Below are 24,375 nucleotides of genomic sequence, written 5' to 3'. Positions count from 1 at the left end.
TTAACGCTCCTCGGGGGTAATGATGTAATCAACCAGGGCTCCGGGCGTGACCACCCGATCTGGCGCGATGTCGCCGATAGCGACCAGTTCATCCGGTTCGACCAAGGTGATATCTGCGGCGAGAGCCAGCAGCGGATTGAAGTTTCTGGCGCTGAGTTGGTAGGTCAGATTGCCGAGCGCATCGGCCTGATGGGCGCGAATCAGTGCCAAATCTGCGCGCAGTGGCCGTTCCAGCAGATAGGTGACTTTATCCAGCGTGATGCGCTGTTTGCCTTCTTCCACCACGGTGCCGACGCCGGTTGGGGTAAGCGCGCCGCCCAGTCCGGCACCGCCGCAGCGGATCTGTTCGATGAGGGTTCCCTGCGGCACCAGTTGCACTTCCATTTCGCCGTTAATCATGCGGCGACCGGTTTCCGGGTTAGTGCCGATGTGTGAGGCGATCACTTTCTTCACCCTGCCGTTGACGATCAGCGGGCCAATACCGGTATCGACGAACGCGGTGTCGTTGGCGATAAGCGTCAAGTCGCGCACGCCGGAATCGAGTAACGCGTTAACCAGACGGGGGGGCGTGCCAATTCCCATAAAACCGCCCACCATGATGGTCATGCCATCACGGAACAAGCGGCTAGCCTGCGGTAAGGTAAGATGTTTATCTTTCATTATTTTTCCCTTGGTATACGCCGAAGTGGGTACGGGCAGGGAATAGCAAGGCGGGTGCCAGCTGTGTTTTTCAGGCAATAAAATTTTTATTTATGATGTTTTTCAATTGGTTGTTTTTGTTGCTTTGGCTGTGAACGGTGTCTGGCAGGCGGTGGGAGGTGAGAAGGAATTTGCACAGTGCGCAAATTTCTTCTCAGGCAAAAGCGGGTCAGGTATCCGTTTTCGGAAGGAGGGTATCGATGCCGTATTCTTGCAGTTTATACATCAGCGCCCGGCGGCTGATACCCAACTGCAATGCGCTGTGGGTGCGATTGCCCTGGTGTTTTTCCAGCGTGGAGATAATCACCTGTTTTTCATAGCGCTTGATCGCTTCTTTCAGGCTGGATTCACCCTGGGTAAATGACAGCGGCGGTTTTTCTCCATCGGCGTTGCTGGTGGCGCAGTGCAGCTGTGTGGGCAGATCGTCGGCAAAAATCACCACGCCGGTGCTCATGATCACCGCACGCTCAATCACGTTCGATAATTCGCGAATATTGCCAGGCCAGTGCCAGGCTTGTAGAACCGCCAGCGCGGCCGGATCGATATCGATAATTTCACGCCGGTTTTCCGCACAGAACTTTTGCAGAAAATGGTTGGCCAGCAGCGGAATATCTTGCTGACGTTCGCGTAGCGGGGGGATTTCCAGATGGATCACGTTGAGGCGATAAAACAGATCCTGACGGAAATCGCCGCTATCGACCATGGCGACGAGGTTGCGGTTAGTGGCGGCAATGATACGAATATCCACTTTCACCGTGTTGTGCCCGCCCACCCGTTCAAACTCGCGTTCTTGTAACACGCGCAGCAGTTTTACCTGTAAATTGAGCGGCATTTCACCCACTTCATCCAGCAGCAGGGTTCCCTGATGAGCGCGCTCAAACAGCCCTTGCCGTTGCACCTGAGCGCCGGTAAAAGCACCTTTCTCATGGCCGAACAGTTCGCTTTCCAGTAACGATTCTGGCAGCGCCGCGCAGTTGATTTTGATAAAGGGGCCGTTAGCGCGCCGGCTGTTGTAGTGAATGGCGCGGGCGATCAGTTCTTTGCCGGTGCCGCTTTCACCGCTGATCAACACACTGGCCTGACTGAGCGCAATCTTGGCCGTGTCGCGGCAGATCTCCATCATCCGTGGGCTGTTGGTCAGTATATGCCCCCATTGCCAACTGTCGCTCAGCGCCTGATGCAAATGGCGAATCTCCTGCTTCATCGCCTGAAGTTGCAGCGCACGCTGAATGATGAGCGTCAGTTCATCGAGATCAAAGGGTTTGATCACGTAATCGAACGCGCCGTGGCGCAACGCTTCAACGGCGGTTTCCACGGCCGCGTAGGCTGTCATCAGGATGATGGGCGTTTTAGGGTGATGCTGGCGCATCTGTTGCAGCGCTTCGATGCCGTTGAGTCGCGGCATACGGATGTCCATCAATACCACGTCCGGCGTGTGATCGATAAAGGTTCGCACCGCTTCGCGGCCATCGCTGGCGCAAAATGTTTGCTGACCGGCAAGCGAAAACGCCGTGGTGAGCATACGGCGCACATTCTCTTCATCATCGGCGATCAGGATACTGTAGGTCTGTTTCATCGCGGCGTATTTCCCTGATGGTGAATCGGTAGCAAAAGGGTAAAGGCGGTGCCGTGTTCAGGGTCGCTACTAAGCTGAATGTCTCCCTGATGCGCATTGATGATGCGCTGGCTGAGCGCTAACCCGAGGCCGGTGCCCGACGCTTTGGTGGTGAAAAAGGGATCGAAAATCTTGTTTTTGTGTTGCTCGGGAATACCGCAGCCGGTGTCGCGGATGGTGACCGCCTGGCGCGCATCATCCACTTGCCAGGTTCGAATATGAATTTGCCCTCGCGCACTGATGGCTTGTACCGCATTGATCAAAATGTTGAGGATCACTTGCCGCAGCAGTTCGCCGTCGGCTTCGACCTCTTCGAGGTCTGGCGCTAAATCTTTGCTCACGTCAATGCGGGCTTGCAGTCCGGTGGTTTGGATCAATACCAGACACTCTTCGATAAGCTGGTTCAGGCTGACCAACTGCCAATAGCCCTGTCGCGGTCGGGCGAAATCGAGCAGTTGCTGAATTACCCGGTTAATGGAGTGGGTTTCTTTCAGGATGATGGCAATATATTCCTGATGGATTGGGTCGGTGTCCTGCTGCTTGAGGATCTGCACGTAGCCTTTGATGGCGGTCAGCGGGTTACGCACCTCATGGGCGACGCCCGCCATCAGTTCGCCCAGTGTTGCCAGACGCTCCGTTTGCGCCAGCCGCCGTTGCACTTCTTTACGCGCCGTGAGATCGGAGAAGATCACCAACGCGCCGACCAGTTCATTATGGGCATTATGGATCTGGCTGGTGGTCACACTCAGTTCAATGGTGCGATTCCGGGCGGGAAAACTGACTTCCAGCGCCACGTGTTCGGTGCCTTTTTGCAGCGTATCCAGCACCGGGCTGTCGAAATGCGTGTTGGAGAATATTTTGGCATACGGCTGGCCCAGTAGCTCATCCTGCCGGTAGCCGGTGATCTCCTGAGCAGCAGGGTTGATCGTAGTGACATTGCCGTGTTTATCCACGGCGATCACGCCGTCGGCGGCACTCTCGATGATCAAATCGTTGAGGGTTTTGGTTTCGCGTAACGCCTGCGCCAATGCATTGACACTGAGCGAGATCTTCCCCAAATCTCCCGATAAGGGCGGCAATCGGGTATTCAGATTCTGCGCCAGATCCTCCAGCCCGTGGGCGATCACGTCAATGCTGGTACTGAAACGGCGAGAGAGCAGAATGATCAGGCACAGGCTCACCAGCAAACCCAGCGCCAGCACCGAGACAATATTGATATCCATGCGCCGTGCCTGCTGGCTGATATCTTCCGATAACTCGTTGGCCCAGATATAACCAATGACATTGCCATCGCGGGTGATAGGCTGCATGGAATTCATGATGTTGCCACGCACCTGCTTGCCGGAATAGACCTTGGGCTGATTGCTGGACATCACTTCTCTGCCTGGGTGGTCGGCGTTGATCGTGACACCGACGTTGGACTGGAACTGTGCCGAAGGGGCATAGGTGATGATGGCATCCAGCGCGCGGTGGTAATAGCCAGCGCCAACACCGTTAAAGGCGCGCGTGATCCTCTCGGTGATCGGGGCTAATTCCTGATTGAGTGCCTGAATACGCTCAGCATGGGGGAGGGTGGCAAAATGCGTGAACCTGTCCCCCAGTGCTTCATCCAGCAGATGGGTAATGGCAGAGAGTTTTTTCTCTTTCTCTTGCAGCAGTGCCGCCCGGCCCTCGGTTTCTACCACGTAGCCAATAGTGAGGGTGGGGATCGTGACCATGAACACCGCAATCATAATGAGCTGGTTGCGTAGACGGCGCGGGTACATCCAACTGAGGCCTTTACGTAACCCACTGAAACGGGTGCTCATCGATCCTTTCCTCTCAGCTAAAAGAGGAATTATCCGGGCAATGGCCTTGGGCTTCTCGGAGGCGCTTCAAACTCCGCGCAGATACTGAGCAGGATAATGATATGTTCAGTGCGGTAATGTAGCGTTGAGAATGAAGAACGGAAAACGCCGGACTGCGCGGGCAGTCCGGCGGGTTATCAGGCGACAGCCACGGATTTCTTGGTTGCCGGTTTGGCCTGCGGTGCTTGAGCCGCCAGTGCCTCAGGTGCAAAATCATCCACATTGATGGCGCGCAATCGGCTCGCTTCGGCACGGATCAATATCTGTGCCTCTTCCGCGGTGATATCGCCTTCTGCCAAGGCTTGCTCTGCCAACTGATCGAGCCGCATGAACGGCAGGGATTTACCTAACGCTTTCGACAGCCGCTGGTGGATTGGTTCGGCGGCCATCACCTCCAGCAACGACTGTTCCAGCAGACCCACCGGGTTGTGCTCGCTGGCCGTCAGGTATTGACCGCGTCCTAAACGGCTGCGCGTGGCGCTTGGCGTTTGCAGCAGCTTGGCGACTTGATGATCCAGACGGTCGCTCGGCGCCGGGCTGACCTGACCCAGCGGGAATAGCGCGATGCGCATGATTGCCGCCACCGCACGGTTCGGGAAGTTGCGCAGCAGATCGTTTAAGGCCACTTCGGCCTGATGCAGGCTATCTTGCACGCCCCAGTGCACCAGCGGCAGATCGGCCTGCTGGCGGCCTTCGTCGTCAAAGCGTTTCAGCGTCGCCGAGGCGAGATAGAGTTGACTCAACACATCGCCCAGTCGAGCGGAGATACGCTCCCGACGTTTTAAGTCACCGCCCAGCACCGCCATCGACACATCCGCCAGCAGAGCCAGGTTGGCACTGAGGCGATTCATCCGCTGATAGTAGTGGCGGGTGGCATCTTTGGTCGGTGCATGACTCAAATGCCCATTACTGAGCCCCAGCCATAGGCTACGAGCCAGATTGCTGCCGACATGCCCGATATGGCCAAACAGTGCACGATCGAAGCTGTGCAGGTTATCGTCCTGTGCTGCCGCCATCTCTTTGAGCACGTAGGGATGGCAGCGAATCGCACCCTGGCCGAAGATAATCATGCTGCGCGTCAGGATGTTAGCCCCTTCCACGGTGATCGCGATGGGGGAGCCTTGATAGCTGCGCGCCACGAAGTTGGAAGGGCCAAGACAGATACCTTTACCGCCGGTGATATCCATGGCATCCAGCGCGGCGCGCTGGGTGCAATGATATTTCACGATAGCGGAGAGCACCGCCGGTTTGGCACCTTGCATAATGCCGACGGTCACCAGCGTCGCGGCAGCATCCATAACGTAGGTATTGCCTGCGATACGCGCCAGCGGCTCTTCAATCCCTTCCATTTTGCCGATGGAGATTTTGAACTGGCGGCGCAGGTGGGCATAAGCCCCGGTTGCCAGTGCAATGGATTTCATGCCCCCGGTCGAGTTGGACGGCAGCGTAATACCGCGCCCCACCGACAGACATTCCATCAGCATGCGCCAGCCCTGACCGGCCATTTTCGATCCGCCGATAATGTAATCGAGCGGTACGAAAATGTTTTCTCCTTGCGTCGGGCCGTTTTGGAACGGCACGTTAAGCGGGAAGTGGCGACGACCAATCTGGACGCCGGGCGTGCTGGTCGGGATCAGTGCACAGGTAATACCGATATCGTCTTCGTCACCCAGCAGGTGATCGGGATCGTGCAGCTTAAACGCTAACCCAAGCACGGTGGCAATCGGTGCCAACGTGATATAGCGTTTGTTCCAGGTTAAACGCATACCCAGCACCTGCTCGCCTTGCCATTCCCCGTAGCACACAATGCCGATATCTGGGATCGAGCCCGCATCGGAGCCAGCTTCCGGGCTGGTGAGTGCGAAGCAGGGAATTTCCTGACCGCGTGCCAGACGTGGCAGGTAGTGATCTTTCTGATCTTCAGTGCCGTAATGTTGCAACAGTTCGCCGGGGCCGAGCGAGTTAGGCACGCCAACGGTGATCGCCAGAATGCTGGAGACACCCGCCAGTTTTTGCAGTACCTGAGACTGCGCATAGGCGGAGAATTCCAGCCCGCCGTACTGCTTTTTGATGATCATGGCGAAGAAGCGGTGCTGCTTGAGGAATGCCCACAGCTCCGGCGGCAGATCGGCCAACTCATGGGTTATCTGGAAATCATTTGCCATGCGGCAGGCCTCTTCCACTGGGCCATTGAGAAACGCCTGCTCTTCTTCTGTCAATGTCGGCTGCGGGTAGTTATGCAGCATCTTCCAGTCCGGTGCACCGCGAAACAGTTCGCCTTCCCACCAGGTGGTCCCGGCGTTGATGGCCTCTTTCTCGGTGTTTGACATGGCGGGCATCACTTTCTTAAACACCCGCAGGGCCGGAGCCGACAGTGCCTTTTGGCGCAACGCGTTCACGACTAATGGCGCGAGCACCACCAGTAACGGCAACAACGACCAGTAGGACCACAGCCCACCAGCACCCATCAACGCGAAGTAGGCCACGAGCAACGCGGCGCTGAGCGGCAGATTCACCCGATGATAAAACAGGGCTCCCACCATTATCAGCAAAACAAGAATACTGACTGCGACCATAGTTCGTCTCCAGAGTTGTCATCGGCCGTTAATCCGATCCGTTCACGTGCGCCTGCGCGCATCCCACTCAATCCTGTTATCACTACGGCAAACATCTGCTAAGAGGTCTGACCTGTATGTGTATAGTGTGTAGTGCATCGCGTCTTTTTTATCAATTTATTTACAACGCAATTACAACTTAACTCACAAACTGGTGCGTTTTTACCCCGCTAGTGATAAACATCAGCAATTGTCTTGATTGCGGCATAGCATACTTCTCGCGGTTTCCACGATCCGTTACACTGCCAGCATTCCCTCTGCGCGTGCCTTCGGTGCGATGCAGAGTTATCGCCTGTTACCGAACAAAACGAGAGGATCCTATGTATCAGGACTTAATCCGTAGTGAACTGAAAGAGGCTGCGGCTACGCTGGACGCTTTTCTGAGTGACGACGCGAACATTCAGTCGATCCAGAATGCGGCAGTGCTGCTGGCTGATGCGTTCAAGGCGGGTGGCAAAGTGATTTCCTGCGGCAATGGCGGTTCACACTGCGATGCGATGCATTTTGCCGAAGAATTGACCGGTCGTTATCGTGAGAATCGTCCTGGTTACCCGGCGATTGCTATCTCCGATCCCAGCCATCTCTCCTGCGTGAGCAATGATTTTGGCTACGATTTCGTGTTTTCTCGCTACGTAGAATCGCTGGGGCGTGAAGGGGATGTGCTGCTCGGGATTTCCACTTCGGGCAATTCCGGTAATATCATCAAGGCCATTGATGCCGCGCGCGCCAAAGGGATGAAGGTCATCACCCTGACCGGCAAAGACGGCGGTAAAATGGCGGACACGGCGGATGTTGAAATTAGTGTACCGCACTTCGGTTACGCTGACCGTATTCAGGAAGTGCACATCAAAGCGATTCATATCCTGATCCAGTTAGTTGAAAAAGAAATGGCAAAAGGGCAGTAATCTCGCCAGGTTGCTAGCAGTAGGGGGTAGGAGGGGACATGTGTGAACTGCTTGGGATGAGCGCAAACGTTCCGACGGATATCTGTTTTAGCTTTACCGGGCTTATACAGCGCGGCGGCGGCACCGGGCCACACAAAGATGGCTGGGGCATTACCTTCTATGAAGGCAATGGTTGTCGCACGTTCAAAGATCCGTTGCCGAGTTTCAACTCTCCTATCGCCCGCTTGGTGCAGGAGTATCCGATTAAATCCTGCGCCGTGGTGTCGCACATTCGTCAGGCGAATCGCGGCGCGGTCACGCTGGAAAATACCCACCCGTTTACTCGCGAGCTGTGGGGGCGTAACTGGACGTTCGCCCATAACGGTCAGTTGAAGGGGTATCGCGGTTTGAAAACCGGCCATTTCCGCCCCGTGGGACAAACGGACAGCGAGTACGCCTTCTGCTGGTTGCTCAATCAGTTGGCGCAGCGTTATCCACGCTCGCCTACCCGTTGGCCTGCGGTGTTGCGTTTTATCGCATCGCAAGCTGACGTGCTGAGAAGTAAAGGCGTGTTCAACATGCTGCTTTCTGACGGACGCTTTGTGATGGGGTACTGCTCCACCAAGCTGTACTGGATCACGCGGCGTGCGCCCTTTGGCAAGGCCACGTTATTGGATCAGGATGTGGAAATCGATTTTCAGCAGCAAACGACACCCAACGATGTGGTGACCGTGCTGGCGACGCAGCCGCTGACGGGGAATGAAACCTGGCATCAAATTATGCCAGGTGAGTTCGTGCTATTTTGTTTGGGTGAACGCATAGCGTGATGGTTTTTCACTGCTGATAACGGATGGGTTAACCACATACTGTCCGTTATTTACTGTGATTAACGGTGGCTGATAATTCTGGTTGAAATACGCATAGCCCGGCTGAAGTTGACGCCAGAAACTGTTATACGTGGAATTACGGTGGCGCTGCATGTTGGTTTCCGTCATACGGAAAGGATATATCGCCAAATCAATTTTGGTTTGCCCATTACGCAACGCTGCTTCGGCATAACGGTAAATTTCGTCGATATAGTTGTTGGTCATGGCATAACAGCCAACAGAGACGCATTCACCGTGAATCATCAAATAGCGACCAGAATAGCCCTGCGCCCGGTCGTATTCATTAGGAAAACCAATGTTGATCGCTTTGTAGTAGTGGCTATCGGGTTTTAACTGCCGCAGATCAACCTGATAGAAGCCTTCCGGGCTTTTCAGATCGCCCTCGACACGCTTGGGCCCTAATCCGCCGGAATATTTGCAGATGGGGTAGTGGTCCAGCAGGCGATATTCATTTCCTACCTTGGCGTACAGTTCCAGTATCCGCTCTTCTTTGAAGATCTGAATATAGATCGGCGAACCTAATAATTGTTGTTTTAATTCTTTTGCTATGGGAGCCGGTTCACTGGCGACACTGGTAACAACGACGGATGGCAAAAAAAACAACATCGCAATAGACAGCGCGATTTTTTGCATTATTAATCCTGATGGTAAAAGCTGTGTGACAAACGATAGCCGCTGCCCTGCTCATCTTTTATGAGACAGGCGCAGTCACATTATCATTGCGTTTATTTTTATCAAGCGAGAAAAGCAGCAAAACGGCATTTTTACGTTAAGAAAACGGTGACACTGCTTTTTCTCTGCGTTTCTACAAGCGTATTGACAGGAAAAAACATTGTCACCTGATGTGTCAGTCCTATTTATGCGCGTTGCGCTTCAATGGTCATGATATCCGTGCTGAATGAGCCATCGGCTTGAATCGCAAAATAGTCGATGACCTCGGCGGACAAGGTTTTTTGCAGCGCCAGAATGGCGGTGGAGAAATGTGGCGGTGTACGCATAGGCGCAATCCAACTGCTGAACTCCAGCGGCAGCTTGTCTGCCTGAAGCTGACGTATGGCAAAACCGGACTCGGTCAGCAACGTCATCCACTCACCCGGCGCGTAGTTACGCACATGTGAGGTGTCACGTAGCATTTCCACCGTTTGCAGGTAGATATCCAGCACCGGATGGCCTGGCGAAACCACATCCATCAGAATCACCGTGCCTCCCGGCTTCAACACGCGTTGGATTTCACGTAAGGCCCGCCCGACGTCGTGCCAGTGATGTGCCGAATAGCGGCTAATGATCACATCGGCGCTGGCGTTGGCAAAGGGCAGAGACTCCGCAGGACCCTGTTGGGTGTGGATGTTGTTCAGCCCCTTCTGCTGGGCCGCCTGCGCCACGACGCTCAGCATCTCCGTTGAGAGATCGTAAGCCGTTACGCGGGCGACGTGCTGCGCGGCAACAAAGCTGGCATGGCCTGCGCCACACCCCACATCGATGATGTGGGCATCGGGAAACGCGGCAAGGCGCTGTGCCAGCCAGGTGAGATCTTTGCCTTGTGCGTGTACCGCGCTGTTTAAATAGTGTTGCGCCTGTGCGCCAAATTGTTCAACGACGTGCTGATGGTGATTCGGTGTAGTTTTCATGATTGCTCTCATGCTGTTGACGGAGGTAAGACGCAGCGCTACGTCGACCTGAATGACCCGAGTTATTGTTACTATAGAGAGCGCCTAATACGGGTAAAATATGAACATTTATACTGGTGTAGAATAGTGATGGTTTGATTAACACGATTCGCGTTAACCAACATAGTGCTCACCAACACGGTCAAGAGAACATGAGTAATGGCTCACTGAGTGGTCCAAAGGCGTTGGGCGCTTTTTTGCGTGCACAGCGTGAAATGCTTGCGCCGGAGAAAGTCGGGCTACCCGCAGCGGGGCGGCGATGTACCAGCGGTTTGCGCCGTGAAGAGTTAGCGCAGCTGAGCCGCATCAGCACCACCAGGTACACCTGGATAGAACAGGGGCGTGAGGTCTCCGTCTCTCCTGCCGCGCTGTCACGGTTGGCACAAGCGCTACAGCTTGCACCCGCCGCACGCGAGTATTTGTTTAACCTGGCAAATGTTAAAGATCCGGACAAACAATCTGAGGCTTTGCCTTTGGGCACACAGGTGACGGCGGCGTTACGGTATATGGATTGTCCGGCTTATCTGCTGGATGGCATGTGGAATGTGCTGGATTGGAACGGGCAGGCACAGGGACTGTTTCGTGGCTGGTTAGGTGAGGATCCGCAACCTAACCTGCTGCGTTTCATGTTTGTTCATCCGCTGGCAAAGCAGCTGGTGGTGGACTGGCCCGAGCGTGCTCGCCGTGTGGTGGCGGAATTTCGTGCCGAATCGAGCCATTATTCCCATGAGCGGATGCGTGAATTAATTATGCAATTGTGTCGTGATAGCCGTGAGTTCGAACGCTGGTGGACGCAACAAGCGGTGATGGCGCGTGAAGGTGGCGAGCGGCGCTTTCACCACGCCACCACAGGCCAGGCGATCGCTTATCAGCAGCAGACTTTTCATCCGGCATTGCACCAGGAATTCAAACTGGTGATGTTGATTCCTGCTGAAAGTGGCGATGGGCCCATAGCGCGTTAATCTCACTTGCATACTGTTTTTTATTACTGTATTTTTGTACAGTAATTGGAGGGCGTATGCGTAAAATTATTCATGTCGATATGGATTGCTTCTATGCCGCCATTGAAATGCGCGATATTCCTCTGGCGATTGGCGGCAGTGCGGATCGACGGGGCGTGATCAGCACCGCCAACTATCCCGCCCGCCGCTATGGCGTACACAGCGCCATGGCGACGGCGACGGCGACGGCGTTGCGTTTGTGCCCTCAGCTTAAGCTCCTGCCGGGGCGTATGGAGGTGTACAAAGCCACCTCGCGCCTGATTCGAGATATCTTTTCCCGCTACACCACGCTGATCGAACCCCTTTCGCTGGATGAAGCCTACCTGGATGTGACGGATAGCCCGTTGTGTAACGGTTCTGCGACACTGATTGCGCAGGACATTCGCCAGACAATCGCCAATGAGTTACAACTCACGGCATCCGCGGGCGTGGCGCCCATCAAGTTCCTTGCCAAGGTGGCATCGGAACAGAATAAACCTAACGGCCAGTTTGTGATTACCCCCAACAACATGGACGCTTTTCTGCTGGCGCTGCCGCTGGAAAAAATCCCCGGTGTAGGTAAGGTGACCGCAAAACGGTTGGAAGAGAAGGGGTTGCACACCTGCGCAGATGTGAGGCAGTACGATTTGGCCGAATTGCTGCGCCAGTTTGGCAAATTTGGCCGTGTGTTATGGGAGCGTTGCCACGGCATTGACGAGCGTGCGGTGTCTCCCGATCGTCTGCGTAAATCGGTGGGGGTGGAAAAGACGCTGGCTACCGATATCCACCACTGGCATGAGTGTGAGGGGCTGGTGGAACAACTCTATCAGGAGCTGGAATTGCGCCTGCGGCGCGTGAAACCGGATCTGCATATCGCCCGTCAGGGCGTAAAACTGAAGTTTGATGATTTTTGCCAGACCACGCAGGAACACGTATGGCCTGAGCTGAATAAGCAGGATCTGCTGCGGTTGGCACGGCAAACCTGGGAAGAACGGCGTCAGACGCGAGGTGTCAGGCTGGTTGGGTTGCACGTTACGTTGCTCGATCCGCAAATGGAACGCCAACTGCTGCTGAATTTGGAGTAACGGGGCGTGAAGTGAAAAACGCGCCGGTGGCAGTAAATACCCCGGCGCGCCTTGATTACGCTTTTTCTGGGATAGCTGCCAGCAGCGCTGTCAGCAGTTGCCAGTAACGGCCTACGCTTGCGATATGCACCTGTTCATCAGGTGAATGCGGTCCGGTGATGGTGGGCCCAATAGAAACCATGTCCATGTTCGGGTAGGGCTTTTTAAATAAACCACACTCAAGCCCGGCGTGAATAACCATGACGTTCGGCGTGGTGTCGAACAGTTTCTGGTACGTTTCCCGCACCAGTTGCATCACCGGTGAATGGGCATCCGGCTTCCAGCCCGGGTAGCCGCCTTTCGGTGCGGTGTGAGCGCCCGCTAACTGACCTAAAGCCGTCAACGTTCCGACCACAGCATCTTTACCGCTGTCAATCAGCGAACGGATCAAGCAGACGATTTCTGCCTGTTCTGCGTTCATGGTGACCACGCCCAGGTTGAGCGACGTTTCCACCACGCCTTTGACTTCATCACTCATTCGAATGACGCCATTCGGGGTGGAATTCAGTAAGGCCAACAGGCGATCGCGCGATTCGGCGGTGAGCGGCAGGGCATCGCTGGTGGTTTCTTCAAGAACCTGCGTCAGATTTTTCTCCACGGCAGCCAGTTCGTGTTGCAGCGTTGCCAGATACTGTTCTGCCAGCGTTTTCAGCGTGGCGACGTTGTCCGCCGGAACGGCCAGCGTGGCGAAGGCCTCACGCGGAATGGCGTTACGCAGGGTGCCGCCGTTTAAATCCAATACGCGAATATCCGTTTTCGCAGCATGCTGGAACAGAAAACGTGCCAGCAGCTTATTGGCGTTACCCAGACCCAAATGAATATCGCAGCCGGAGTGGCCGCCTTTTAACCCTTTCAACGTCAGTTTGAAGGTGGAAAAGCCGGTGGGCAGCGCTTCGCGCGTCAGCGGCAGACGGGTGATAAAATCGATCCCGCCGGCGCAGCCCATATACACTTCACCTTCTTCTTCTGAATCGGTGTTGATCAGAATGTCGCCCTGTAACCAGTTAGGCTGCAAGCCGAAAGCGCCATCCATACCGGATTCTTCTGTCATGGTCAGCAGCACTTCCAGCGGACCATGTTTCACGCGATCGTCGGCCAGCACCGCCAGTGCAGAGGCCATGCCAATACCGTTATCGGCGCCTAGCGTGGTACCGCGCGCTTTGATCCAGTCGCCGTCCACATAAGGTTGGATCGGGTCAGTGGTAAAATCGTGTACGGTGTCATTGTTTTTCTGCGGCACCATATCCAGGTGCGCCTGCAATACCACCGCTTTGCGGTTTTCCAGCCCCGGCGTTGCGGCTTTACGCAGCAGGATATTGCCCACTGCATCGCGCTCGGCGTCAATATTACGCCCTTTGGCCCAGGCTAAAATGTGCTGCGCCAACGCCTCTTCATGATAAGAAGGATGGGGAATGGAACAGATGGTGGCAAAAATATCCCACAAAGGCTGGGGAGCAAGTTGAGACAGTTCAGACACGATTAGCGTCTCCTCGTTAGCAGACCCGTCTGCGCATCAGGTGCGTAAGGACTGCAAGTTAAACGTTTCGGGGTGTGCCGCCGCAATCGGCACGTCAGTGACAGAATATCACTTTCCTTATCTTTTGATGCATCTTCAATTTGTATTACCGATGGTCATGGTGTTTTATGCTGTCAAAGATGGAAAAGTCAGCGCATTACATCGATACTTTGCGCTAAGTAACCAGTATGGTCGTTATTTTCCGCTTTGTGCTAGGGTGTCTTTACCCGGCAATTTGGGGGTGAAAGCAAGAAGTATGCAGCGATTACGTGGATAAATACTGGTTTTTATGCTGGCGGCTATCTATAATCTCGCGCAACCTTTTTTCCCCCTCAGACTCGAATTAAGCCAATTTAACGTTGGTCAGGATAGATTTTTATGAGCGAAAAGTACGTCGTCACCTGGGATATGTTGCAAATTCATGCCCGTAAACTGGCGCAGCGTTTGCTGCCAGCCGAACAATGGAAAGGCATTATTGCCGTTAGCCGTTGCGGGTTGGTTCCCGGTGCGCTGCTGGCGCGTGAATTAGGCATCCGTCATGTGGATACCGTGTGTATCTCCAGCTATGACCACGACAACCAGCGTGAGCTGACTGTCCTGAAACGTGCCGAGGGAGACGGTGAAGGCTTTATCGTGATCGACGATCTGGTGGATACCGGGGGAACGGCGAAAGCGATTCGCGATATGTACCCGAAAGCGCATTTTATCACCATCTTCGCCAAGCCAGCCGGACGTCCGCTGGTTGATGATTACGTGGTTGATATCCCGCAGGACACCTGGATTGAGCAACCGTGGGACATGGGCGTGGTGTTTATACCGCCCTTGGTTGGACGGTAATTGCCTTCCGGCATAGCGTTCAGACGCTGACTAATGTTATGTTAATTGCCCGGCTTTGTGCCGGGCAATTTTTTTTAAAGGCTCCAAGAAGCCTGTGCAGCACGTTCATTCCGAAACGCATCTACCGTGCGTTTTCGTGTTCTCAATCATGCCGTATCTAGGAGACTGCCGTGGTTAAAGCCAATCTCTCTGAGACACTGTTTAAACCCTCGTTCAAACATCAAGAGACATCAACGTTGGTCAGGCGCGCTCGCCACCATGAAGACGTTGAACGCCATTCCGCGCTGGAGGGGCACTATTCCAAGCATTGGTACCGTACGCTGAACCGCCTGATGTGGATCTGGCGCGGTGTCGATCCACGTGAGATTGAAGAAGTGCTGGCACGGATTACGGTCAGCACGGCGCAACGCAGCAATGAACATTTTCTGGATACCGTGGTGGGCTATCGCAGCGGCAACTGGATCTATGAGTGGGCCAAGCAGGGTGCCGCCTGGCAAACCAAAGCGATGGAAAGCGAAGAGACCCAGCACGATGGTCACTATTGGCTGAATGCGGCCAACCTCTACAGCATTGCGGCTTATCCCTATATCAAAGGGGACGAACTGGCAGAGCAGGCACAAACGCTGGCTAACCGCGCCTATGAAGAAGCGGCTAACTACCTGCCGTATCAACTGAAAGCGCTGGATTTTCCCATCGAGGGTGGCGGCAACCTGCGCGGCTTTTTGCATTTGCCTGAGCAGGGCGCTGCACCGTTCCCAACGGTGCTGATGTGTGGCACGCTGGATATGTTGCAAAGCGACTATTATCGCCTGTTTCGTGACTATCTGGCACCGGCAGGCATGGCCATGCTAACCATTGATGTGCCGTCGGTTGGCTTTTCGTCGCGCTGGAAGTTAAGCGAAGACAGCAGTTTCCTGCACCGGCAGGTGCTGCGCGCACTGCCTGATATTCCTTGGGTTGATCACTGCCGCGTTGGTGCCTTTGGTTTTCGTTTCGGTGCCAATATCGCGGTACGACTGGCCTATCTGGATCCGGGCCGTTTGCGTGGTGTCGCTACGCTTGGCCCCATTGTGCACCATTTGCTGTGTGATACGCAGCGCCAGCATCAGGTGCCGGATATGTATATGGACGTGCTGGCCAGCCGACTTGGTATGGCGAATGCCACCGATGCAGCGCTGAAAACGGAACTGGGCCGCTACTCGCTCAAAACGCAGGGGCTGTTGGGCCACCGTTGCCCGACGCCGATGCTGGCGGGCTATTGGGATAACGACCTGCTGTGCCCGAAAGAAGAAGCGAACCTGATCGTCAATTCATCCACCAACGGTAAATTGTTGCCCATCAAGGCGGCGCCGATATACCGTAATTTTCATCAGGCATTGGGTCATATTAGCGATTGGTTAAAGGGCGCGCTGAACGCCTAAGCATCGGACTCACAAAGCAAGAATAACCTGAAGCGTAGCGGTTTAATTTATTGTTGCCATCTGTTAAAAGAGAAGCTTCAACCTGAGGAGTAAACCGATGACATTACCGAGTGGACACCCGAAAGCCCGGCTCATGAAAAGTTTTGCCTCATTGGGGCCCTATCTACGCGAGAATCAGTGCGACAACGAACGTTTTTTCTTTGATTGCCTGGCGGTATGCGTTAGTGTGAAACCTGTGCCGGAAAAACGGGAATTCTGGGGATGGTGGCTTCAGTTGGAAGCCCAGGAACAGACGCTCGTTTATTCCTACCATACTGGCTTGTACGATAAAACGGGCCGTTGGCAAGAAGAGAACATTAAGGATACTGAAGTGCTGACCAAAGTGCAGGAGACGCAACAGCAGTTTCATACGCGTCTGGCAAAGTTATTACACTCTTTGGAACCCGCCTTGACGCTCACCGAGCGACCGTGAAGCCTCTCTTTTGAGTCTGCGCCGCGTTACCGTTTGCGGGAGCGGGGCAGATTCGCGTAATCTCTGTTGCCATTATGAACGTGCTCTGTGGCAACGTTTTCACTATTTCGTGTTTTGACCAACATTAACGGCAGATTAATCATGAGTGGCAGCCAGACTTTGGTTGTGAAATTGGGTACCAGCGTGTTGACCGGCGGATCGCGCCGCTTGAACCGTGCCCATATTGTTGAATTGGTTCGCCAGTGTGCGCAGCAGCACGCGGCCGGACACCGTATTGTGATTGTGACGTCTGGGGCGATTGCCGCTGGGCGCGAACATTTGGGCTATCCGGAATTGCCTGCCACCATCGCCACCAAACAGCTGTTGGCTGCGGTCGGACAGAGCCGTTTGATTCAGTTGTGGGAACAACTGTTTTCTATTTATGGCATCCATATTGGTCAAATGTTGCTGACGCGCGCAGATCTGGAAGACAGAGAGCGTTTTCTCAACGCCCGCGACACGCTGCGTGCCTTGCTGGATAACCGTATTGTTCCGGTCATTAATGAGAACGATGCGGTAGCCACTGCCGAAATCAAGGTTGGCGATAACGACAACCTGTCGGCGCTCGCCGCGATATTGGCGGATGCGGACAAACTGCTGTTGCTGACCGATCAGGCTGGCCTGTTTACCGCCGATCCGCGTTCCAACCCGGAGGCCGAATTGATCCGGGAAGTGGAAGGCATTACCGACGAACTGCGCCTGATTGCCGGTGGCAGCGTTTCTAGCCTGGGCACGGGCGGTATGTCGACCAAATTGCAGGCCGCCGACGTGGCCTGCCGTGCTGGGATTGATGTGATCATTGCCGCAGGCAACCGCGCTGACGTGATTGGTGATGTGATCGGCAACGTGTCGGTCGGCACCCGTTTTCACGCCGTGGAAGCACCGCTGGAAAGCCGCAAACACTGGATCTTCGGTGCACCACCGGCGGGGGAAATCACCATTGATGACGGTGCGCTTTCCGCGATCGTTGAGCGTGGCAGCTCGCTGTTGCCAAAAGGCATTCGCGAGGTGAAGGGTAACTTTTCGCGCGGTGAGGTCATCCGCGTCTGTACCCTTTCCGGACGCGATTTGGCGCATGCGGTAACCCGTTACAACAGTGATGCGCTGCGCATGATTGCCGGGCATCACTCGCAGCAGATTGCCGATATTCTGGGGTATGAATATGGCCCGGTGGCCGTTCATCGCGACGACATGATTATCAATTAAGGAGCTCGCCATGCTGGAAAAAATGGGCAAAGCGGCTAAACAAGCCTCCTATCACCTGTCGGTGCTGAGTACGGTGCAGAAGAACCAGGCGCTGAACGTGATTGCTGACCTGCTGGAGGCAGAAAGCGCAGAGATTCTGGCCGCTAACGCGCTGGACCTGGCAGATGCACGGCAAAACGGCATGAGCGCCGCGTTACAAGACCGGTTGCTGCTCACGCCGCAGCGTCTGAGCGCTATTGCTGACGATGTGCGCCAGGTCTGCCGCCTGAATGACCCGGTGGGTGAGGTGATTGATGGCCGCCTGCTGGATAATGGATTGAAACTGGAACGCCGTCGCGTGCCATTGGGCGTAGTGGGCGTTATCTATGAAGCGCGCCCAAATGTGACGGTCGACGTCGCCAGCCTGTGCCTGAAAACCGGTAACGCGGTAATTCTGCGCGGTGGCAAAGAGACTTATCGCACCAATGCAGCCACCGTGAGCGTGATTCAACGCGCATTGGCACAAAGCGGGCTGCCAGCTGCTGCGGTTCAGGCGATTGAAAGCCCTGACAGAGATCTGGTCAATCAACTGCTTAAACTGGATCGTTACGTGGATATGCTGATCCCGCGCGGTGGTGCCGGACTGCATAAACTGTGCCGTGAGCAATCGACTATTCCGGTGATCACGGGCGGAATTGGCGTGTGCCATATTTTTGCCGATGAGAGCATTGATTTTGCCAAAGCGCTGACCGTGATTGAAAGCGCCAAGGTACAGCGTCCGAGCGCGTGCAACAGCCTGGAAACGCTGTTGATTCACCGCGCCATTGCCGCGCAGTTCCTGCCTGCACTGAGCGAGAAAATGGCACAAGCAGGGGTGACGCTGCACGCCAGCCCGGAAGCCTTGAACACGCTGCAAAGTGGGTCTGCCAACGTGGTTGCGGTGGAAGCCAAGGACTACGATGACGAATGGCTTTCTAACGACCTCAACGTGGCGCTGGTGGACGATATGGATGCGGCCATTGCTCATGTTCGTGAACACGGCACGCAGCACTCCGATGCCATTTTGACGCGCTCCATCAGCAATGCGGAACGCTTTGTGCGCGAGGTGGATTCTTCGGCGGTGTACGTCAATGCCAGCACCCGCTTTACCGATGGCGGCCAGTTTGGCTTGGGTGCCGAAGTGGCGGTAAGCACGCAGAAATTGCACGCGCGCGGCCCGATGGGACTGGAAGCGTTGACCACCTACAAGTGGATTGGCTACGGCGAAGATTTAATCCGCGCCTGACCGCTGCCTTAAGCCTGAAAGTTATAGGATTCTCCGTTATTAGCAGTGAAAATAATGAGAGAATCCTGTTATTCCTCCGGTCGTTTACAAAACCAGCAAACGGACGGCAAAACTATTGACTTGCTGCGGTGATTTCACTACTTTGTCACCCCGTAGTCCACCGTCAGTGCTCACTGACGTGTCTCAGGGCCGATATAGCTCAGTTGGTAGAGCAGCGCATTCGTAATGCGAAGGTCGTAGGTTCGACTCCTATTATCGGCACCATTGTATATCGCATTGATTTTATCGACTTTAATTGCAATCCCAATGGGATTGTCACCGTTGTTGTAGCAGCAATACTTATCTTGCCTGTGTTGCCGTTCATCCCCGGGGCCATCTCAACATGAGACTGCATCAGATTCACGCTCCAACAGAAAAAAACCACCTTAGAAATGCGTGAGCGGCTGCCGCTGATCTCTTGTTGGTTTGGCCGCGATATCTTAGTGAGTATCAAAAGAGCCAAAATGTTGGTAGCGCAATTAGGTCAAATGATAAAATAAAACATTGTATTGAATCACCTTTTGGTAATATATTTCTTCGTATCATGTTAATACCGTGGTCGATAGTTTTTTTATGAAAATGTCAGCCCCTCTTCTGAATAGCCATTCATCCAGTAACAAACTCCATCTTATCCCTTTCACTGAACAACATTTTTCAATATTGATTGGGTGGTTTTTTAGTGAAAAGGACATTGTTCAATGGGGTGGGCCAGATTTATCTTATCCTCTAAATGAAGAACACGTTAATTCGATGTTGAGTAAAACCAAGACCATTCCCTCTGACTCTTTTTGTTGGATGGCTGAAGATGATGCCGGCGAATTATGCGGTCATTGCCAACTGGTGTTTGACTGGCGGAATGGGATAGCAAAAATTTGTAGAGTTGTCATTTCGCCTCAACATCGGGGGCGTGGCTTTTCCCTTCCAATGGTTAGCATGGTTTTAGAAAAAGCATTTTCATATGCCGAAATAGAGCGCGTGGAGCTTAACGTGTACGCTTGGAATGAAATAGCCATCAAAACCTATTCCCGCGTGGGATTCATTGGTGAGGGTGTTCGCCGATCCTCCGTGAAAGTGGGCGATGAACGCTGGGATACTGCCATAATGAGTATGTTACGTGATGAGTGGGTAGCGTCTTCAGTTAGTGTTATTAAGTAGGGTGGGGTATTTAATTTTTATTAAATAGCTTATGTATGAAAAAGTGTGATGGTTAATATTTAATGTTGTAAGTATGGAGTATTGATGCGCCAACCTAAACAAGTGTTAGTTGTTCCTTATGCAATTTATGAGAGTGAGTTGTATTTGTATCTTCTGAAAAGAAAAGATATGGATTATTGGCAATGGGTAGCGGGAGGGGTAGAGGAAAATGAAACCCTATTACGTGCAGCGATGCGAGAATCATCTGAAGAATTGGGGATCATGCTTAAAACATCAGATCTTATACCACTTGAATCTCTGTGTTCTATCCCAAGATGTTATTTCAACAGTGATAAGGAATGGGGGCATGATTTTTATACCGTTACAGAATATTCCTTTGCGGTTAGGTTACCTATGAATTCTCAATTGAATTTTAGTGATGAACATAGCGAGGTGAGTTTGATAAAGTATTCGCAGTTGAGTAAATATCACACATGGGACAGTAATCGAACGGCAGCGTGGGAGCTAAATGAACGGTTTTTGAAGGGTACTCTTTGAATAATAGTGCATTTATTCGCGGTAGAAACCTCCTGATACCCTGTTTGGGTTCTGAATGGCGTTGGATTTTATGGTAGTTTCAACTAAACGTAGTGCGCTTTCTGTTTGACAATGATGCATGGGGTTACACATGGAAGACAAAGGAAAGATTTTCCGCAGGCTGCATGAGCTTGATGATGTTTTCGTTATTCCTAACCCCTGGGATATCGGCACTGCCCGGATACTCGAAACCATGGGGTTTAAAGCGCTTGCGACAACCAGTGCGGGGCTTGCTTTTTCACTAGGGGTTCAGGAAGGAACTGTTCCGTGGGAGCAGACTCTGTTGCATTGTCAGTCTCTCGGGAATGCCACTTCCCTGCCGGTGTCCGCAGATCTTGAAAAAGGGATGGGGTATTGCCCTGAAAGTGCCGCACAGACGATCGACATCGCCGCAGGTATCGGGTTGGCGGGATGCTCTCTGGAAGATCATACCGGCATCGTCAGCAAGCCTATTTATGATTTTAGTCTGGCAGTGGAAAGAATTGAGGCCGCGGTTCAAGCACGGGATGCACTGGAACATGATTTTGTCATAACGGCCCGTGCCGAGAATTTCATGTGGGGAATCACCGATCTGGATGAAACCATCCTGAGATTACAGGCTTTTGAAAAAGCTGGGGCGGATGTGCTTTATGCGCCAGGTCTCAGAGATATCACAATGATTAAAACGGTATGTCAGTCGTTAACGAAACCCGTTAATGTTGTGATGGGATTGCCGGGAGAGATATTTAGCATGGCTGAATTGGCCGATGCAGGCGTAAGACGAATCAGTGTTGGTGCATCCATGGCGCGGTTTGCCTATGGCATGTTTGTACAGGCGGCTCAAGAGATCATGTCAAAGGGCACGTTTACTTATTCCAAAGATGCTATTGGATTTTCGGAACTGGCATCGTATTTCGAGGGAAAATAATCCAGGCGCATTGCCCACCAAGGCACTCTAACGCTGTAGCCACTGTGCTATCACAAAAATCGCGGGGTATGTTTGATACTACATCCCTTACCCTGGAAGAAACGGTCGCTCACTGCCGCGCTTACCGTCATACTGGTTGCATGGCGTACCTGCGGTTAACCGGTTGCCATGCTCACTCATGGGCATAACTCAGCGCCTATTTTTAGGGCTACTTCCCTCTGCTCATCGTCAGTATGCCGTTTATGTTCACCATGTTTAGAACATATCGTACATAAAATATAGATGTTGTTTCCCTTTAGCTATAAACAGCAAGAAACAGCCTTGAATTGTGCGTATTTTAACCCGTTGACAGTGGTGGTGATAATTATAACTCTATGGTTTTATGATGTTTTCAATTAAAAGCACGATGTCCTAATCATGTTGTCAATAACAATGTTGACACTACGGAAAAAGCATGTAAATTGTATTTTAACAGCAGAGGAAATTAGGTTGCTGTTTATTTGAAAAGTGTTTTTTCGTTCTTTAATAATTATGCGATAAAGGCCATGAAGTGTATTTTTTTTATGGGTTTTCCAAACTGAGAGTGGGTAATATTCTCTTTTGGTAATGCATTCAGGCCACGTAGTCAGTCTCTACAATCGCAGGGTGTGAACGAAAGCGCGATGATGTAAGGCCATGTTTTTGTTGTTTTAAGTTGCGAATGTGTCTGGTCGGTTTTAGGTGTTGAATATCGCAACGGTAGTAAGGCTACGCATCAAATACTTTATATCGCGATGGGCGATGTACTTATTTAGCCTGCCATAGCTTCGTAGGTTGGTGGAGCAGGCAGAACGTTTAACCGGTAACTATATGGGAGGAATTTGCTATCTTTTCAGTACCCAATATTATCGTCGTAACGTGTACATCAAGGTTGTACAAATAGCAGTACTAAGTATCTAAGTGTGTTAATGTTAAACCTTAAGTTAAGTGTAACCTAAAAGCCCTGGCGAATGTTGCTAGGGCTTTTTTATTGATACTCAGCCCTTTTGATTAAAAAATCAATCAAGGTTTTGACCCTTTTGGATTTACCTGCATTTTTGGGATAATAGAGATACACCGGTGGATAGGTTCTCCAGTATGGTTTCATCACCGGAATAAATTTTTCCTTATCAGACTGTAGTTGGTAAATAGGTTCAAAAAGTCTCCCAATCCCCAGTCCGTTACGTATACCATCAGCCATAACGTCAATGTCATTGCTAATTAATTGGCCCGGCATATCAACGGTGAGTTGCTCTCCCTTATCATTCAGTATCAGTGGGAGGATGCGATTATTGGTAATAAACCGGTAACCAATAAGCCTGTGCTGGCGAAGATCAACCGGTGATACCGGTGTGCCAAATTCTTGAAGATATTCCATTGAAGCATATAACCCTTCACGAAAGGGTTTCATCAGTTGACGAGCGACAACGCCCCCCTCAAGAATGTCTCCGAAGCGAATTCCCAGATCAAACCTTTCATCAATGATATTTAGGGTCCCGTCATAAACGGAAATCTCCAGTTGGATCCCAGGGTACTGCTGGCAGAACGCGGCCATAGCGGGTTTGAGTATCAGTAGGTAAGCAAAGCGCGAGAGTGTAATCCTGATAAGACCGGAAGGTTTTTGATTCTGTTCTTTGATGTTTTCAAGCGCTTTTTCCAGCGAATTTACGGCATCGGATGTTTGCTGTAATAACTGTTGGCCTGCATCAGTCAGCTCAACGCTACGAGTGGTGCGAACAAACAGCGGGTGCCCAATGTGTTGCTCAAGGAGCTTGAGCGCCTTGCTGACTGAGGGCGGCGTAATTTCCAGTTTCCTTGCAGCAGCGGAGATGCTGCCCTCACGCGCAATACTCTGAAAGATGCGTATTTGATTGTAAATCACGTTATTCATACCGTCATCCCGATGCAAAGGGGGCTTTGATTATTAGCTATTGTCTAAGAGTCTTTGATCTATTGATACCCTAAAAAACAGGATTGAGCTTGCTTATACTGTGCATCCATTGAATGACCCACGGTGAATGAACTGAAAATGCCTAATATATTGATGATTTCAGGGCACCCAAATCTTGCGGCGTCTGTTGGTAATATCACTATCCTGCGGGAGGTTGCCAGTGCCTTGCCTGACGTTGAGATCCGCTGTCTTGATACGCTTTACCCGGATTTTAAAATCAATGTTGCCGCAGAGCAGGACGCGTTGTTGAAGGCTGATGTGATTGTCTGGCAGTTTCCTTTTTCCTGGTATTCACTGCCTGGGATCATGAAGCTATGGCTGGATGAGGTTTTTCTCCACGGGTTTGCTCACGGTTCGGCAGCCAAACTGGGTGGTAAAAAGCTGGTTCTCTCTTTTACGACGGGAGCACCGCAGGCGCTATATTCTTCCGACGGCTTCTTTGGACACGATGTTGAAGATTACCTCATTCAGTTTGAAACCACCGCGGCGCTATGCAATCTGGCTATGCAGAAACCGGTTTACACCTGCGGCGTGAGCTATTCAGATCGCGACCAAATCAAAATAGCACAACAGAAAATCATGGCGAAAGAGCATGCTTCACGCCTGATTACTGTACTGCACGCGTTGTCATCTGAACCAGAAATGGCGGTATAAAA

21 protein-coding genes and 1 tRNA gene are annotated in these 24,375 nt (G+C 52.5%); 14 read left to right on the top strand and 8 right to left on the bottom strand.

The window, feature by feature from the left end; genetic code table 11:
• The 4 genes from atoD to fadE all read right to left on the bottom strand — a co-directional run bounded on the left by atoD (nucleotide 1) and on the right by fadE (nucleotide 6,737).
• The gene (atoD, locus tag K6K13_RS16575) at nucleotides 1–660 is read right to left on the bottom strand and encodes an acetate CoA-transferase subunit alpha (protein WP_222157973.1); all 660 of its coding nucleotides are present in this window, start codon (nucleotides 658–660) and stop codon (nucleotides 1–3) included.
• A 208-nt stretch (nucleotides 661–868) separates the two neighbouring features.
• Nucleotides 869–2,275: an acetoacetate metabolism transcriptional regulator AtoC gene (gene atoC, locus K6K13_RS16570; RefSeq protein ID WP_222157972.1), complete on the bottom strand. Its 1,407-nt coding sequence runs from the start codon at nucleotides 2,273–2,275 to the stop codon at nucleotides 869–871.
• On the bottom strand, nucleotides 2,272–4,122 hold the full coding sequence (gene atoS, locus K6K13_RS16565) for a two-component system sensor histidine kinase AtoS (protein ID WP_222157971.1): 1,851 nt from the start codon (nucleotides 4,120–4,122) through the stop codon (nucleotides 2,272–2,274). Before atoS ends, atoC begins: the two co-directional genes overlap by 4 nt.
• Nucleotides 4,123–4,298: 176 nt before the next feature.
• A complete protein-coding gene (gene fadE, locus K6K13_RS16560; RefSeq protein WP_222157970.1) occupies nucleotides 4,299–6,737 on the bottom strand; it encodes an acyl-CoA dehydrogenase FadE in 2,439 nt (812 codons plus the stop codon).
• 359 nt (nucleotides 6,738–7,096) lie between these two features.
• Between fadE and lpcA the strand changes: the two genes are divergently transcribed.
• Nucleotides 7,097–7,681, top strand: a complete 585-nt coding sequence (gene lpcA, locus K6K13_RS16555; protein WP_222157969.1) for a D-sedoheptulose 7-phosphate isomerase — start codon at nucleotides 7,097–7,099, stop codon at nucleotides 7,679–7,681.
• A 38-nt stretch (nucleotides 7,682–7,719) separates the two neighbouring features.
• Complete coding sequence (locus K6K13_RS16550) at nucleotides 7,720–8,487, top strand: class II glutamine amidotransferase (RefSeq protein ID WP_222157968.1); 768 nt, start codon at nucleotides 7,720–7,722, stop codon at nucleotides 8,485–8,487.
• Here the strand turns inward: K6K13_RS16550 and dpaA are convergent.
• Nucleotides 8,458–9,180: a peptidoglycan meso-diaminopimelic acid protein amidase gene (gene dpaA / locus K6K13_RS16545; protein WP_222157967.1), complete on the bottom strand. Its 723-nt coding sequence runs from the start codon at nucleotides 9,178–9,180 to the stop codon at nucleotides 8,458–8,460. The two genes, K6K13_RS16550 and dpaA, sit on opposite strands and share 30 nt — an antisense overlap.
• Before the next feature lie 224 nt (nucleotides 9,181–9,404).
• A complete protein-coding gene (locus K6K13_RS16540) occupies nucleotides 9,405–10,175 on the bottom strand; it encodes a class I SAM-dependent methyltransferase (protein WP_222157966.1) in 771 nt (256 codons plus the stop codon).
• A 191-nt stretch (nucleotides 10,176–10,366) separates the two neighbouring features.
• On the opposite strand from K6K13_RS16540, the gene K6K13_RS16535 reads away from it, so the two are divergent.
• Complete coding sequence (locus K6K13_RS16535; protein WP_222157965.1) at nucleotides 10,367–11,176, top strand: helix-turn-helix transcriptional regulator; 810 nt, start codon at nucleotides 10,367–10,369, stop codon at nucleotides 11,174–11,176.
• Between the two features lie 56 nt (nucleotides 11,177–11,232).
• The gene (dinB, locus tag K6K13_RS16530) at nucleotides 11,233–12,279 is read left to right on the top strand and encodes a DNA polymerase IV (protein ID WP_222157964.1); all 1,047 of its coding nucleotides are present in this window, start codon (nucleotides 11,233–11,235) and stop codon (nucleotides 12,277–12,279) included.
• A gap of 55 nt (nucleotides 12,280–12,334) precedes the next feature.
• On the opposite strand, the gene pepD is transcribed toward dinB, so the two are convergent.
• Nucleotides 12,335–13,795, bottom strand: coding sequence for a beta-Ala-His dipeptidase (gene pepD / locus K6K13_RS16525; RefSeq protein ID WP_222157963.1), 1,461 nt, complete (start codon nucleotides 13,793–13,795; stop codon nucleotides 12,335–12,337).
• Nucleotides 13,796–14,212: 417 nt separating this feature from the next.
• Here pepD and gpt point away from each other — a divergent pair, with 417 nt between their 5' ends.
• From gpt to K6K13_RS16480, 9 genes are all read left to right on the top strand, one after another.
• The gene (gpt, locus tag K6K13_RS16520; protein WP_222157962.1) at nucleotides 14,213–14,671 is read left to right on the top strand and encodes a xanthine phosphoribosyltransferase; all 459 of its coding nucleotides are present in this window, start codon (nucleotides 14,213–14,215) and stop codon (nucleotides 14,669–14,671) included.
• Nucleotides 14,672–14,841: 170 nt separating this feature from the next.
• Nucleotides 14,842–16,092: an esterase FrsA gene (gene frsA, locus K6K13_RS16515; protein ID WP_222157961.1), complete on the top strand. Its 1,251-nt coding sequence runs from the start codon at nucleotides 14,842–14,844 to the stop codon at nucleotides 16,090–16,092.
• Between the two features lie 97 nt (nucleotides 16,093–16,189).
• A complete protein-coding gene (gene crl, locus K6K13_RS16510) occupies nucleotides 16,190–16,564 on the top strand; it encodes a sigma factor-binding protein Crl (protein WP_222157960.1) in 375 nt (124 codons plus the stop codon).
• A 141-nt stretch (nucleotides 16,565–16,705) separates the two neighbouring features.
• Complete coding sequence (gene proB, locus K6K13_RS16505; RefSeq protein WP_222157959.1) at nucleotides 16,706–17,809, top strand: glutamate 5-kinase; 1,104 nt, start codon at nucleotides 16,706–16,708, stop codon at nucleotides 17,807–17,809.
• Between the two features lie 10 nt (nucleotides 17,810–17,819).
• Entirely contained in the window at nucleotides 17,820–19,073 is a 1,254-nt protein-coding gene (proA, locus tag K6K13_RS16500; protein ID WP_222157958.1) for a glutamate-5-semialdehyde dehydrogenase, read from the top strand.
• 188 nt (nucleotides 19,074–19,261) lie between these two features.
• Nucleotides 19,262–19,337 (top strand) — tRNA-Thr (locus K6K13_RS16495).
• A gap of 330 nt (nucleotides 19,338–19,667) precedes the next feature.
• Nucleotides 19,668–20,267, top strand: coding sequence for a GNAT family N-acetyltransferase (locus K6K13_RS16490; RefSeq protein ID WP_252120329.1), 600 nt, complete (start codon nucleotides 19,668–19,670; stop codon nucleotides 20,265–20,267).
• Between the two features lie 84 nt (nucleotides 20,268–20,351).
• Nucleotides 20,352–20,804, top strand: a complete 453-nt coding sequence (locus K6K13_RS16485) for an NUDIX hydrolase (RefSeq protein WP_222157957.1) — start codon at nucleotides 20,352–20,354, stop codon at nucleotides 20,802–20,804.
• Nucleotides 20,805–20,934: 130 nt separating this feature from the next.
• Entirely contained in the window at nucleotides 20,935–21,750 is an 816-nt protein-coding gene (locus K6K13_RS16480; protein WP_222157956.1) for an isocitrate lyase/PEP mutase family protein, read from the top strand.
• A gap of 1,006 nt (nucleotides 21,751–22,756) precedes the next feature.
• Here K6K13_RS16480 and K6K13_RS16475 read toward each other — a convergent pair.
• Nucleotides 22,757–23,659: a LysR family transcriptional regulator gene (locus K6K13_RS16475; RefSeq protein ID WP_222157955.1), complete on the bottom strand. Its 903-nt coding sequence runs from the start codon at nucleotides 23,657–23,659 to the stop codon at nucleotides 22,757–22,759.
• A gap of 138 nt (nucleotides 23,660–23,797) precedes the next feature.
• Here K6K13_RS16475 and K6K13_RS16470 point away from each other — a divergent pair, with 138 nt between their 5' ends.
• Nucleotides 23,798–24,373: an NAD(P)H-dependent oxidoreductase gene (locus K6K13_RS16470; protein ID WP_222157954.1), complete on the top strand. Its 576-nt coding sequence runs from the start codon at nucleotides 23,798–23,800 to the stop codon at nucleotides 24,371–24,373.
• The last annotated feature ends 2 nt before the right edge of the window (nucleotides 24,374–24,375 follow it).

It is taken from the genome of Symbiopectobacterium purcellii (assembly GCF_019797845.1).
GTDB classification, from domain to species: domain Bacteria; phylum Pseudomonadota; class Gammaproteobacteria; order Enterobacterales; family Enterobacteriaceae; genus Symbiopectobacterium; species Symbiopectobacterium purcellii.
Note: the sequence above shows the minus strand (reverse complement) of the source record. Positions and strands in the feature narration are given on the sequence as shown.